The organism is Ruegeria sp. BHSB058, assembly GCF_059613285.1.
This window is the reverse complement of the sequence record NZ_JBXWSF010000036.1, coordinates 1-12436: the sequence shown is the minus strand read 5'-3', so window position 1 is coordinate 12436 and position 12436 is coordinate 1. Positions and strand designations below refer to the sequence as shown.

The following is a 12436-nucleotide window of genomic DNA, read 5'->3' as shown; positions in this document are numbered from 1 at the left end:
AACCGAAATGCAGGAGAAAGAACCATGCTTAAAGGACTTGGCGGGCTTGGCGACATGGCCAAGATGATGAAGTCAGCGCAAGAGCTTCAGACCAAGATGACCCAGATGCAGGAAGATCTGCACAACGTTTTGGTCATTGGCGAATCGGGCGCCGGGCTGGTCAAGGCGACGGCCTCAGCCAAGGGCGATCTCATGGCTCTCGATATCGATCCGTCGATCTTCAACGGTGACGACAAAGAGGTGGTTGAAGACCTGATCCTGGCCGCTATCAAGGACGCCCAGGCCAAAGCTGCCGAGAAAGCTCAGGAAGAGATGGCCAGACTAACCGAAAGCTTGGGGCTTCCCAAAGACATCAAGCTACCGTTCTGATAATAGCACCTGCACGGCAGATGATTGGGGCTACCTGTGCCCCGATAAAAATGAGGCGCATGGGTGAGTTCCAACCGCGATATCGACAATCTGATCGAACTGATGGCCAAGCTGCCCGGCCTCGGACCGCGATCAGCCCGACGCGCGGTTCTGCATTTAATCAGGAAACGCGCATTGCTGCTGACGCCATTGTCTGACGCCGTGCGTGCCGTCGCCGTCTCAGCTCGAGAGTGTCTCAACTGCGGCAATGTCGGCACCTCGGATATCTGCGACATCTGCGAGGATGAAGATCGCGCTTCGGGTGAACTTTGCGTCGTCGAAGATGTCGCGGATCTCTGGGCAATGGAGCGGGCAGGCGTGTTCAAGGGGCGGTATCACGTGCTGGGTGGAACTCTGTCTGCGCTGGATGGCGTAGGCCCCGATGAACTCCGCATTCCCCGTCTCAGAAATCGGGTTGTCACCGAAGGGATTACCGAAATCATTCTTGCTTTGAACGCAACAGTCGACGGCCAAACAACCGCCCATTACATCGCCGACCAACTACAGGGGCAGGTGCGCCTGACTTCATTGGCGCAGGGTGTGCCGATAGGCGGCGAACTCGACTATCTCGATGATGGCACCATCAATGCGGCTTTGAGCGCGCGTAAAGACATAAGCTAGTACAACTGGAGCGGTGAAATGGCGCGGATCGCGTTCCGATTGAAGGAATGGTGGCCCACATTGCTAGGGGCATTCGGGCTGGTTGTCGTCAGCAGCCTGGCCTTTTTCTTTCTGTCGCGGCTCAGTCCCGAAACCGCAGGCGATACCATAGGAACAGTGGCAACTTTCGTACTTGCTGTCTGGCTGTTGTCACAAATCTGGATTCACGCAACTCGCATCGACAAAGCCAAGCATCAGCTTTTGCTGATGGCTGTATCTTTCATTCAGGTCGTTCCGTTCCTTTTCGCCGCCGCCTACGGATCTTTTGGCTATACCGATTTGTGCGTGATCGGTGCCAAGCAGCCCAGCGATGTTCTGTATTTTTCGTATGTGACGTTCACGACCGTCGGGTTCGGTGACCTGCATCCGGGTGGATTGTGCCGGGCCATTGCCGTTGCTGAAGCAATAACCGGTTACGTGTTGCTGGGGTTATTCGTCGCCGCAGCGGTCGCCCTTTACGGGCGGGCGCGTCAAACCTGAGCGCACTCATCGGTTTCGCTCGATCCATGCTGCAATAGCTGCCTTGTCACGAAAGCACTCTGACGGGACATGGCGATGCTTGGCCCTTGCGATACGCTCCGCAAAGGCTACCTGTTTTCCGGTCGGATAGTTGTCAAAGGGTGATGTGCCGCGCGGTTTGTGGGCCGATATCCAGTCTGATAGCGACCGCCGGTCGCGCTGCGCCTCTACCGGAATTTCCAATGCAGATTTCTCTGCGATCGCGCGAGCGTACCGCATCTGCTTATCTGTCACAGGCAACAGGTGATAGTCGTTTCCGGGGCCATTCAGGGCCGATCTTTGCAACGGGTGGGTCATCAGAATATCCTCAGCCACGATGAGAACATATATAGAACATTAATGGGGATTTTTCAAGGGCGCTGATTTTCCTGGCTGCCGAAAACACAGGTCGCACGTTTATTGACTGACGGATCAACAACCGATAGTGCAATGGAAACAGACCCGCAACTATGCGCGGTTGGTGCAAATTCGCGAGAAGGATACGGCATGAAATTCCAGCCCAAGGCCAGCCACTTTATCGACGGCGAATACGTCGAGGACGTGGATGGTGCACCGATAGACGTCGTCTATCCAGCGACAGGCGAAGTCATAGCGCGGCTGCATTCAGCAACACCCGCCATCACCGACAAAGCACTGACCAGCGCAAAAACCGCTCAAACCTCCTGGGAAGCCATGAGCGGAACCGAGCGCGGACGTGTGTTGCGCCGCGCTGCTGACATCATGCGTGAGCGCAATCGCGAATTGTCGACCATCGAAACCCACGACACCGGAAAACCACTGCAGGAAACACTGGTGGCCGACGCGACCAGCGGTGCGGATGCGTTGGAATATTTCGGCGGTCTGGCCGCATCGTTAACCGGAGAGCACATCTCGCTGGGTGGCGGCGATTTCGTCTATACGATCCGCAAAGCATTGGGGGTTTGTGTCGGCATCGGCGCATGGAATTATCCCACACAGATCGCCTGCTGGAAAGGGGCCCCGGCATTGGCCTGCGGAAATACGATGGTGTTCAAGCCTTCTGAAACAACGCCGCTGTCCGCATTGAAAGTGGCCGAGATCCTGATCGAGGCTGGCGCCCCCAAGGGAATCTACAACGTGGTACAAGGCTATGGCGATGTGGGCGCAAGCCTTGTGACCGACCCGCGCGTGGCCAAGGTCTCGCTGACCGGTTCGGTACCCACGGGCCGCAAGGTTTATGCCGCCGCTGCGGGCGGAATGAAACATGTCACCATGGAACTGGGCGGCAAATCTCCGATGATTATATTCGACGACGCCGATATCGAAAACGCAGTGTCGGGTGCCATTTTGGGCAATTTCTATTCCTCTGGGCAGGTTTGTTCCAACGGAACCCGGGTGTTTGTGCACAAGAGCATCAAGGAAGAGTTTCTGACGCGTTTGTCCGAGCGGTTGGCAAACGCGAAAATTGGTGATCCTCTGGATGAGGAAACCAATTTCGGCCCGATGGTCAGCGAAAACCAAATGAACGTCGCGTTGAGCTACATTGAAAAAGGCAAAGCTGAAGGCGCGCGGCTGGTCTATGGTGGTGCGCGGGTTGAAGGCGAAGGTTTTTATGTACTACCCACCGTGTTCTCCGACGTGACCGACGACATGACCATCGCGCGCGAAGAGATATTTGGCCCGGTCATGTCAGTGCTAGATTTTGACACCGAAGAAGAGGTCATGATCCGCGCCAATGACACCGAATTCGGTTTGGCTGCCGGCGTCTTCACCAACGATCTGTCCCGCGCGCACAGAGTAGCTGCCGGATTCGAGGCCGGTACCTGCTACATCAACACCTACAATCTTGCCCCCGTCGAAGCGCCTTTTGGCGGGTCAAAGATGTCCGGCGTGGGACGCGAGAACTCGAAACTGGCAATAAACCACTTCAGCGAAATGAAATCTGTCTATGTATCGATGAACAATGTCGAAGCACCTTACTGACATCCAAGATTTTTCAAGTAGATAAAACCAATTTCAGGAAAACCTGCTCTGATCCCGACCTTGGATGTCGGGATCAGAGCATACGCCGGGTTGCAACTGTGGCTGACTCCCTGAAAATTGCGATGGTCTGACATCGTTCAGGATTCAGGAGTAAAGCCCCATGAGAACCCACGCCCAAGCGGTCGTAATAGGAGGTGGCTTGGTCGGCTGTTCGATCCTGTATCACCTTGCAAAGCTCGGCTGGACAGACGTCGTCCTGCTGGAACGGGACGAGCTGACCAGCGGATCGACCTGGCACGCGGCGGCGAACATCCACGGGCTGCACGATAACAATAACGTCACCCGTATCCAGCACTATACGATGAACCTGTACAAGGAACTGGAAAAGGAAACCGGACAGGGTTGCGGGGTTTTTCAACCTGGCTCACTTTATCTGGCACAGACCGAAAACCGCGAACACCAGCTGCGCCTGCAGGAAGCCAAGGCGAAGTTCTATGGCTTGAACTTCTACGAAGTCAGCCGCGAACAGGCTATGGAGCTTCATCCGCTGGCTCAGTTCGAAGACATTCGTTGCATCATGTACGAACCCGATGGCGGCAATGTGGACCCGTCCGGTGTAACCATGGCCTACGCCGCAGGCGCCCGGAAGATGGGTGCTACGATCGAGCGGTTCTGCCCGGTTATCGGCACCGAACAACAACCTGATGGTTCTTGGATCGTGCGCACAGAAAAAGGCGACATCCACACGCTGTGGGTGGTGAATGCCGGCGGCCTTTGGGGTCGCGAAGTGGCCGCGATGGCCGGGATCGAACTGCCTCTGCAACCGACTGAGCACCAGTATTTCGTGACCGAGGCGATTGACGAAGTTGCCAATCTGGGCCGCCGTCTGCCCTCGATCGCCGACCGGGATGGCGAGTACTACTTCCGCCAGGAAGGTAATGGGTTGCTGATCGGGGCCTATGAGAAAGACATGCGGTTCTGGGCCGAAAACGGCACGCCACTGGACTTTGCGCATGACCTGTTTCCAGATGATTTGGACAGGATCATGGAAAACGTGATCCGCGCGACCGAGCGTGTCCCGGTTGCCGCCACCGCTGGCGTCAAGCGGGTGATCAACGGCCCGATGATCTGGTCTCCAGATTCGAACGCGATCTGGGGCCCGGTCCCGGAACTGAAGAATTACTTCTGCTGTACCGGCATCATCCCTGGCTTTTCGCAGTCGGGCGGCCTGGGTCTGCTGGCCGCTCAATGGATGATCGAGGGCGAACCGCAATATGACATGTTTGCTTGGGATCTGGCCCGCTTTGGCGACTGGGCAGACAAGAAGTTCACCAAGGCACGAGTGGAGGATGTTTATACCCACCGCTTCGCCATCCATTTCCCGAACGAGGAACGCAGCGCGGGTCGCCCGGCTCGTGTGCGTCCGGCGTATGAACTGCAAAAGGAGATGGGGTGTGTCTTTGGCCTGAACTGTGGCTGGGAACATCCGCTTTGGTTCGCCGATCAGCCCGGAACAATCGAAACCAACGGTTTTACCCGCCAGAACTGGTGGGAGCCGGTGGGTCGAGAAGTAAACATGCTGCGCGAAAGCGTTGGCGTGATCGATATCTCGAACTTCGCCAATTACGTCGTTAAAGGGCCGGGAGCACATGATTGGCTGGATCGTCTGGTCGCCAATCGCGTACCAACGGAAATTGGTAGGTCTTGCCTGACACCTCTGATCTCGGTGCGCGGTGGTGTGGCAGGAGATTTTACCATCACCAAGGTGGAGGAAGACGAATACATGATGGTCGGCTCGGGTATGGCTGAACGCTATCATCAACGCTTCTTCAACATGGTGCCCTTGCCCGACGATACCACATTCGAGGTCGCCACAAACCGGATTGCGGGCTTTAACGTAGCTGGCCCGAAATCACGCGACCTGTTGCAACGGCTGACCAACGCAGATCTGTCGAACGAGGCCTTCCGGTTCATGCGATCGCAGACCATCGAGGTAGCCGGCGTAACCTGTCTTGCGATCCGGGTAAGCTTTACCGGTGATCTGGGGTGGGAGTTACACTGCAGCGATGAGGACCAGATAAGACTCTATTCGGCACTTTTGGAAGCCGCGAAAGAGTTTGGCGGCGGTCCGGTTGGTGGCCGGGCTCTGGGAAGCTTGCGGATCGAAAAGGGCTATGGCTCGTGGGGGCGTGAGTATTCTCAGGAGTACTGGCCACAAGAAGTCGGGCTGTCTGGGCTGATTAAGCTGGACAAGGACTTTCTGCACAAGAACGCCTATATGGCAGTCAAGGACAACGCCCCACGTGAGGTGCTATCGATCTTCGAGGTCGAGGCGGAGCACAATGCAGACGCAACTGGCGGCGAGCCGATCTTTACTCAAGATGGTCGGCCCGTCGGTCGGGTAACGTCGGGCGCCTACGGCTATTCGGTCGGAAAATCTCTGGCTATAGGGTATTCCAACCCATCCGTTGCAGGGCCAGGAGATTCAGTCAAGATTTTCATTCTTGGCAAACCGCACAAGGCCAAAATCCTGAGTGAACCACTCTTTGACCCCGCCGGCTCACGCCTGAGAGGCTGACATGACCGACAATTTTTCCAAAGTTGCCGATTTCGTACTGAGTTGCCGCCCTGAAGACATGCCGGAAAGCGCGCGGGACGCAGCCGCGTTGATGGCTTTGGACACCTTGGGTATTCTGATCGCTTCCGGCCCGATGGAGGCTGGGTTGATCGCACGGGATACTGCGGCGCTTTTATATGCTTCAACGGACGCCGCATTCAGCGCTCGAATGCCTTTTGATGGTCGTCGCGTCAGTATGGCGGGCGCTGCATACGCTGCTGCGACTCAGACCGACAATCTCGACGGGCATGACGGATACAATCCGACCAAGGGTCATATCGGGGTCGTTGTGATCCCCGCGCTTGCAGCATTGGCCGAGCGCTGTCCCGACCTTTTGGGTCCCGAGGCTTTGGCGGCAATAATCGTGGGGTACGAAATCGCGGGTCGGGCGGGTATGGCCCTGCATGCTACGGTCAGCGACTATCACACCTCGGGCGCGTGGAATGCGTTGGGTGTGGCCGCGATGGCCGCGCGCCTGAGGGGGCATACTGTGGATCAGCTGAGACAGGGGTTGGGTATCGCTGAGTACCACGGTCCGCGCAGCCAGATGATGCGCGAGATCGCCAACCCCACCATGCTGCATGACGGTTCAGGATGGGGCGCAATGGTTGGGATGTCAGCGGCAATCCTAGCCGAGCGCGGGTTTACCGGTGCGCCGGCGATTACAATCGAAGAAGAACGTGCCGCACTTTATTGGGCCGATCTGGGGCAGTTTTGGCAGATGGAACATCAATATGTGAAGCCCTACCCGATTTGCCGTTGGGCTCACGCCGCCATTGACGCCACCCGCGCTTTGATGATCGAGCATGATCTGGCTCACGAGCAGATCGCCGGGCTGCATATCAACAGCTTCCATCAAGCTGCCTGTCTTTATTCCGGGTTGCCAGACACAACCAGTCAGGCGCAGTATTCGCTGCCTTTTGCTGTGGCTGTTCAGGCAGTCCACGGTCGGATTGGGGTTGAGCACATATGCGGTGCAGGGTTGAATGACCCGGTTGTGGCCGGGTTCATGCAGCGCATCTCGGTAGCCGAAGCGACATGCCACAGCGAGCGGTTTCCGCAGGGGCGTTGGGCCGATGTTCAGATCACGACAATCGACGGTCAGGTACTAGAGTCGGGCGACACCCATGCAAGGGGTGGCCCCGAAGCCCCGATGAGCCGCGAAGAGGTGATCAAGAAGTACATGGAGTTTGCCACTCCCGCTATCGGTGCCGCCCGTGCTGCCGAAATTCGAGATACCGTGTTGAGCCTCATTCATCCGACCAGCCGGTTCTCGGACGTGGCCGCCTTGATCTACGACGCGCCCTAAACCACCCTGCTATCCGTCAGTTTTCCGGCGCCAGCGGATACTCGGCAAGACATTCGTGCCGCGCTCCATCTGGCAGCAATGTCGAGGCATAGAGTGCAAACTGAGACACTTCCATTTCCGGATATTCCAAACCGGTTAAATCCGGAGGGTAGGGCGGCAAGCACCGCGTGGGTTTGAGGCGTAGAACCGTGACATGTGGACGAAAGCGTCGACGCGGCAAGAAGATGCCGGCGTGGCGCACAGCCGCCTGAACCCGACCATGCAGTGCATCAAGTCGAGGGTTTTCTTGCACCTTTAGATGCACAGACCAACCAAACTGGTCCAATCCCGTCAAAGTCACCGAAAACGGAGGCGCCTGAATAAGTTGCAAACTCTCGTGTATCGCCTCAAGCACTTCGTGGCTTTGATTGTCCAGAAAGGCGAGTGTCAGATGCAGATTTTCTGGCGGAACTACGCGCCCTACCCCAAGACGCCGTTGCAATCGGAGTAAGGCAGGGACGACGTCTTTCGCTACGGGTAGAGAAATGAAACAGCGCATCCCCGATCATAATCTGTCGAACAGGCGACCCGGCAACTGTTCATGTCGCGCCAGGTTCAGATGCTGCATCAGGCAGAACATCAGCGCCTGATTCGAGGTTACGACTGGCTTGCCCAGGGCAGCTTCGATCCGCTCGATGGCCTCAACAGAGCGCATGTCAGTGCAACTCAGCACGATTGCTTGTGCCTTGGGGTGGTCGGCCCGGCAGGCAAGATCAAAAACCTCGTCCGGTGCCAACTCACCTTGACCATAGTTACCCAGCTCGCGCCCGATATCAGCGCGGGCCACAGTTTCAATTCCGTTTTGCACAAGAAAATCTACTGCCTGATCGTTAATCGCTCCGACATAGGGCGAAGAGAAACCAACCTTCTTGACACTTAAGGCCTTCAACGCTGCTATCAGAGAACCGGCTGCAGTCATCGAGGCTGCGCCTGAACCTTCCTTGATCCGTTCCGCCAGATCTTCATCGAACGCCGGTCCATGTGTCAGTGTAGCCGAGGTGCAGCCATACAGAACCACCTGAGGCCGCACCCCCGAGATCATTCTCAGGTCGTGCTCGATATCCGAGGCTCCCAGCCCCGCCATCTGTTCGACTCCCGGGATCTCGTCAACGTCATAGCCGCCGAGGCGCTGGAAATGCAGTGTGACACCCGCTGGACGCATAAGTTCCAGATCGGGTTCCAGATTGGTGTTGGTGAAAGGGACCAGAACACCGATCTTGGCCAATGTGCGGGGATCAGTCATGACAAAACTTCTTTCAGAACGCTTCGAACCCGGTTCATGATTTCAGGCGCGCAGATTGTTGCCCGAAGACAATTCGGCAAGCCGTAACCCCCCATGCCGCGCATCAGCAGGCCACCGTCCTGCAAAGCGGCATCCGCACGGCTCGCAGCATCCACGCTATCAAATTGCAGCAAGACGAAGTTGGTGTGGGATTGAGGCACGTTCAGCCCTAACCCACGCATATCCGCGGCAAACCCGTCGCGCAGCGCGGCAGTGTTTGAAACGACTTCACACAATTGGGCTTGGTCACGCATTGCAGCAGCGGCCATAGCTTGGGACACGATCGAAACATTATTGGGATTCAACAGCTTTCGAACCTGTTCGGCAACTTCAGAGGGAAAGTAACCCCACCCCACCCGTGCTCCGGCCAAACCGTAAGCCTTGGAAAATGTACGAAGGATCACGGTATTGCCGAGGTCGATCAAGGCAAAAATCTCTGAAGGTGGCTGCCCGACATCGCAGAACTCCGCATAGGCCTGATCAACAATCAGCAAGACATCCTGCGGCAACGCGCGGCGCAGCCGCAGAATTTCGGCGTTCGGGATCAGGGTGCCGGTCGGGTTCCCCGGATTGCACAAAAAAACGACGCTAATACCGGGGCGACAGGAGGCGAGGATTTCGTCGACAGAAACAGTCATCGCGACCTCCCGAGCCAAGATTTGCTCAGCATTGGCTTGCCCGGCCGCTGTCCTGACAAAAGCATAACCGTACTGAGTGCTCAGCAGCCCTTGCCCGGGTCCAACGTAAGCGTGGACCAGACATCCAATAAGTTCCATCGAGCCGGCGCCGCACAATATGCGCTGCGGGTCCAAATCATGCGTTTCGGCGATTGCCGAGCGCAGTTCCGTCCAATCGGGATCGGGATAGAGGAGACTGTTCGAGAGCGCCCTCTGTCCCGCAGCAAGTGCAGCAGGGCTGACCGGAAATGAACTTTCGTTCTGTGCCATTGACACGGTGCCCGGCTTGCCCAGATCGGCCAAGGCGTATGGCGCCATTGTGGCGATGTGCGGCATCGGAGAAATCATAACCCATCTCCATAATGTTTTGCGCCTTCGACGGTCACTAGCCCCCGTACCTTATCCAATGCCAGTGCATTCGGGTCACGCTGCGACGGCGGCCCGAAGCCGCCGCCGCCTGGAGTTTCAAAAATCAGGCGCTCGCCGGATTCAACGCGCAACTCACCCTTACCGGAAATGTCTTCCGTGCGTCCGTCGATTCGAATTCGACCAGGCGCACCGGGCAAACCGCCCTCACGCCCCAACGCCGGGAATTTCAAACGCTCGACAGACAGAAATACGACAAAAGGCGCATTATTGGCCGAGGTCAATTCGATCCTTTGACCCAGACCGCCGCGGTACTTTCCTGGTCCGCCGGAATCCGGTCGCAGTTCGCGCTTCCAAATCGTTACCGGAGCCACGCTTTCAGTGATCTCCACTTGGCTGCCATAGACACCCGATGGGTAGGCAGTAGCAGACAGGCCATCGGCATGTGGTCGGGCGCCGGTGCCGCCATTGTGGACTGGTTCGATGGCAAATTCACGCCCACCAATGGCCGCCACTTCGGGCGCGTGTCGCATGGGCAGGTCGAACATGCACGATGCACCTTCGGCCGGAACCTTGTCGGGCAGTGCCTGATGGAGGCAACCCAGAACCAGATCGGGCGTCACCTGTCCCAAAGTATGGCGCATGGCCACGGGCACCGGACGCTGCGCATTCAGGATACACCCCGGAGGGCCATCGACGGTGAAGGGCTCCAGTGAACCGGCATTGTTAGGAATGTCGGGACCCACGATGCATCTTAGCGCAAAAACCGTATAAGCCGTGGCATAATTGAGCGGAACATTAATCCCTTTTTTCGAACAGCCCGACGTGCCCGCAAAATCTACATGCATGCCAGTCTCGGATACGGTGAGCGTTGCGTGTAACTCCAGCTCTTTCTCATATCCGTCCATGCGCAGCATGTTGCGATAGACGCCAGACGGAACCTCAGCGATGGCCTCCAGCGTACCGCGGCGGGACGTATCGATGATGTGCTGCCCCAGTGCATCAAGGTCGTCCAGACCGAACTCTTCCATCATGCTCTTTAAACGCTTCACCCCCGCTTCGCAGCAAGCGATGAGGGCATAAATATCACCCTCATTGGCGATGGGTTCCCGCGAGTTGGCGCGGACGATGTCCATCAACAAGGCGTTTAGTTCGCCTTGGTCGACCAGCTTGCACGGAGGGATTAGCAGGCCTTCATCATAGATATCGGACCCTTCCGGTCCCATCCCCAGACCGCCCAGATCGACCAGATGTGACGTGCAGGAGGTAAAGCCAACAACCCGCCCTTTGTGAAAGGCGGGCATCATCAGCAGAAAGTCGTTCAAGTGTCCCGAGGCCAACCAGGGATCGTTGGTCATGTAAATATCGCCCGGTTTCATGTTTTGAACCGGGAATCGCTCTCGCAGATGCATTACTGCTTCGGCCATTGTGTTGATATGGCCCGGTGTTCCGGTGACGGCCTGGGCCAGCATGCGACCCTGAACGTCGAATATTCCGGCAGAAATGTCACCACATTCCCGCACGATGGGTGAAAACGCAGCCCGTATCAACGTCTGACCCTGCTCTTCGACAACCGCCAAAAGACGGTTCCACATAACCTGCAGGCGGGTGGGGGAAAGGTCGGTCAATGGGCCGCTCCTTTTTCTTTCCGGGTCAGAACCAGATTGCCTATGGCATCAACCTGAGCGACAAAGTCAGCCGAAACGAGCGTTGTCGTCTGCGGCTCGGTGACAAGGGCGGGACCGATGATCAGGTCGCCCGGCTTTAGTACAGTTCGAGAAAATACTCCGGCTTGGACAATACCACCTCCGACGTCGCAATAGATTGGTCTTCTATCCGATGAGGAAATATTTTTCGTCTTTTTGAGTTTGGGTATTCGCGGAGCCGGAAGATTGGGTGTCGCTACGCGAACAGACCAGTTCGGGATTTCAATTTCCATCCCCGGCACCGGGCGTGAAAACTGTTGCCGGTACTCCGTTTCAAATGCCGTGCGAAGCGGTTCGACATCAAAGTCTTCCAGTGGTCTATCCGGCAACAGAATTTCGATCTCATGCCCCTGACCATGATAGCGCATGAATGCGCTGCGCTGGGTATAGGTAATCGAACCGGCCGCCCCTTGGTCGACGACAGCTTGAGCCTCCGCAATCATTTCGGAAAAAACCGCATTGATCGCCGGCATATCTATCTGATCTAGAAGGGAATATCGACTGCGGATGACTTCGAAACCAACCGGAGCGAAGAGAAATCCCACAGCAGACCCAACGCCGGGGCTGGAGGGGATCACGATGCGGTTAACGCCGGCAGCGCGGGCCACTCGGGTAGCATGCAACGGGCCATTGCCTCCAAAAGCAATCATCGTCCGCTCACCCAGATCCTTTCCTGATTCAACTGCGTGCATACGTCCTGCGCTGGCCATGTTGTCATCCACGATCCGAGTGACGCCGTCCGCTGACTGCAATGGATCGATCTCGAGGTTTTGTCCGATGTGACGCTTCAACGCGTCCCGCGCGGCGTCACTATCGACATGCAGCTTCCCTTCGGCAAAGCTGTCCGGCTGGATATAGCCCAGAACAATATCGCTGTCGGTAACGGTTGGTTTGTTGCCGCCGCGACCGAAT

12 protein-coding genes are annotated in these 12436 nt (G+C 56.9%); 6 read left to right on the top strand and 6 right to left on the bottom strand.

All coding sequences use genetic code 11. From position 1 onward, the window contains the following. Nucleotides 1-24: 24 nt before the first annotated feature. The 3 genes from AC2FNB_RS11090 to AC2FNB_RS11080 all read left to right on the top strand — a co-directional run bounded on the left by AC2FNB_RS11090 (nucleotide 25) and on the right by AC2FNB_RS11080 (nucleotide 1548). Entirely contained in the window at nucleotides 25-369 is a 345-nt protein-coding gene (locus AC2FNB_RS11090) for a YbaB/EbfC family nucleoid-associated protein (protein WP_480750148.1), read from the top strand. Between the two features lie 63 nt (nucleotides 370-432). After that, a complete protein-coding gene (recR, locus tag AC2FNB_RS11085) occupies nucleotides 433-1029 on the top strand; it encodes a recombination mediator RecR (RefSeq protein ID WP_496746310.1) in 597 nt (198 codons plus the stop codon). Between the two features lie 18 nt (nucleotides 1030-1047). After that, the gene (locus AC2FNB_RS11080; protein ID WP_480750146.1) at nucleotides 1048-1548 is read left to right on the top strand and encodes an ion channel; all 501 of its coding nucleotides are present in this window, start codon (nucleotides 1048-1050) and stop codon (nucleotides 1546-1548) included. Nucleotides 1549-1554: 6 nt separating this feature from the next. Here AC2FNB_RS11080 and AC2FNB_RS11075 read toward each other — a convergent pair whose 3' ends face one another. Further along, the gene (locus AC2FNB_RS11075) at nucleotides 1555-1884 is read right to left on the bottom strand and encodes a hypothetical protein (RefSeq protein WP_480750145.1); all 330 of its coding nucleotides are present in this window, start codon (nucleotides 1882-1884) and stop codon (nucleotides 1555-1557) included. Between the two features lie 189 nt (nucleotides 1885-2073). On the opposite strand from AC2FNB_RS11075, the gene betB reads away from it, so the two are divergent. From betB to AC2FNB_RS11060, 3 genes are all read left to right on the top strand, one after another. Continuing rightward, nucleotides 2074-3528 (top strand): betaine-aldehyde dehydrogenase, encoded by a 1455-nt coding sequence (gene betB, locus AC2FNB_RS11070; RefSeq protein ID WP_496746307.1) that lies wholly within the window; start codon nucleotides 2074-2076, stop codon nucleotides 3526-3528. 160 nt (nucleotides 3529-3688) lie between these two features. Next, nucleotides 3689-6106, top strand: a complete 2418-nt coding sequence (locus AC2FNB_RS11065; RefSeq protein WP_496746305.1) for a GcvT family protein — start codon at nucleotides 3689-3691, stop codon at nucleotides 6104-6106. A gap of 1 nt (nucleotide 6107) precedes the next feature. Beyond that, nucleotides 6108-7454 (top strand): MmgE/PrpD family protein, encoded by a 1347-nt coding sequence (locus AC2FNB_RS11060; protein WP_496746303.1) that lies wholly within the window; start codon nucleotides 6108-6110, stop codon nucleotides 7452-7454. Between the two features lie 16 nt (nucleotides 7455-7470). Here the strand turns inward: AC2FNB_RS11060 and thpR are convergent, their stop codons facing one another. The 5 genes from thpR to AC2FNB_RS11035 form a co-directional block, all read right to left on the bottom strand. After that, nucleotides 7471-7992, bottom strand: a complete 522-nt coding sequence (gene thpR, locus AC2FNB_RS11055) for an RNA 2',3'-cyclic phosphodiesterase (protein WP_480750141.1) — start codon at nucleotides 7990-7992, stop codon at nucleotides 7471-7473. Between the two features lie 6 nt (nucleotides 7993-7998). Further along, nucleotides 7999-8736, bottom strand: coding sequence for a maleate cis-trans isomerase family protein (locus AC2FNB_RS11050; RefSeq protein WP_496746300.1), 738 nt, complete (start codon nucleotides 8734-8736; stop codon nucleotides 7999-8001). After that, nucleotides 8733-9800 carry a pyridoxal phosphate-dependent aminotransferase gene (locus AC2FNB_RS11045; RefSeq protein ID WP_496746299.1) on the bottom strand — a complete coding sequence of 356 codons (1068 nt, stop codon included), beginning with the start codon at nucleotides 9798-9800 and terminating at the stop codon, nucleotides 8733-8735. Before AC2FNB_RS11045 ends, AC2FNB_RS11050 begins: the two co-directional genes overlap by 4 nt. Further along, nucleotides 9797-11446, bottom strand: a complete 1650-nt coding sequence (locus AC2FNB_RS11040; RefSeq protein ID WP_496746294.1) for a hydantoinase B/oxoprolinase family protein — start codon at nucleotides 11444-11446, stop codon at nucleotides 9797-9799. Before AC2FNB_RS11040 ends, AC2FNB_RS11045 begins: the two co-directional genes overlap by 4 nt. Beyond that, a partial coding sequence (locus AC2FNB_RS11035; protein WP_496746292.1) for a hydantoinase/oxoprolinase family protein occupies nucleotides 11443-12436 on the bottom strand: 994 nt, incomplete at its 5' end. The genes AC2FNB_RS11040 and AC2FNB_RS11035, both read right to left, overlap by 4 nt.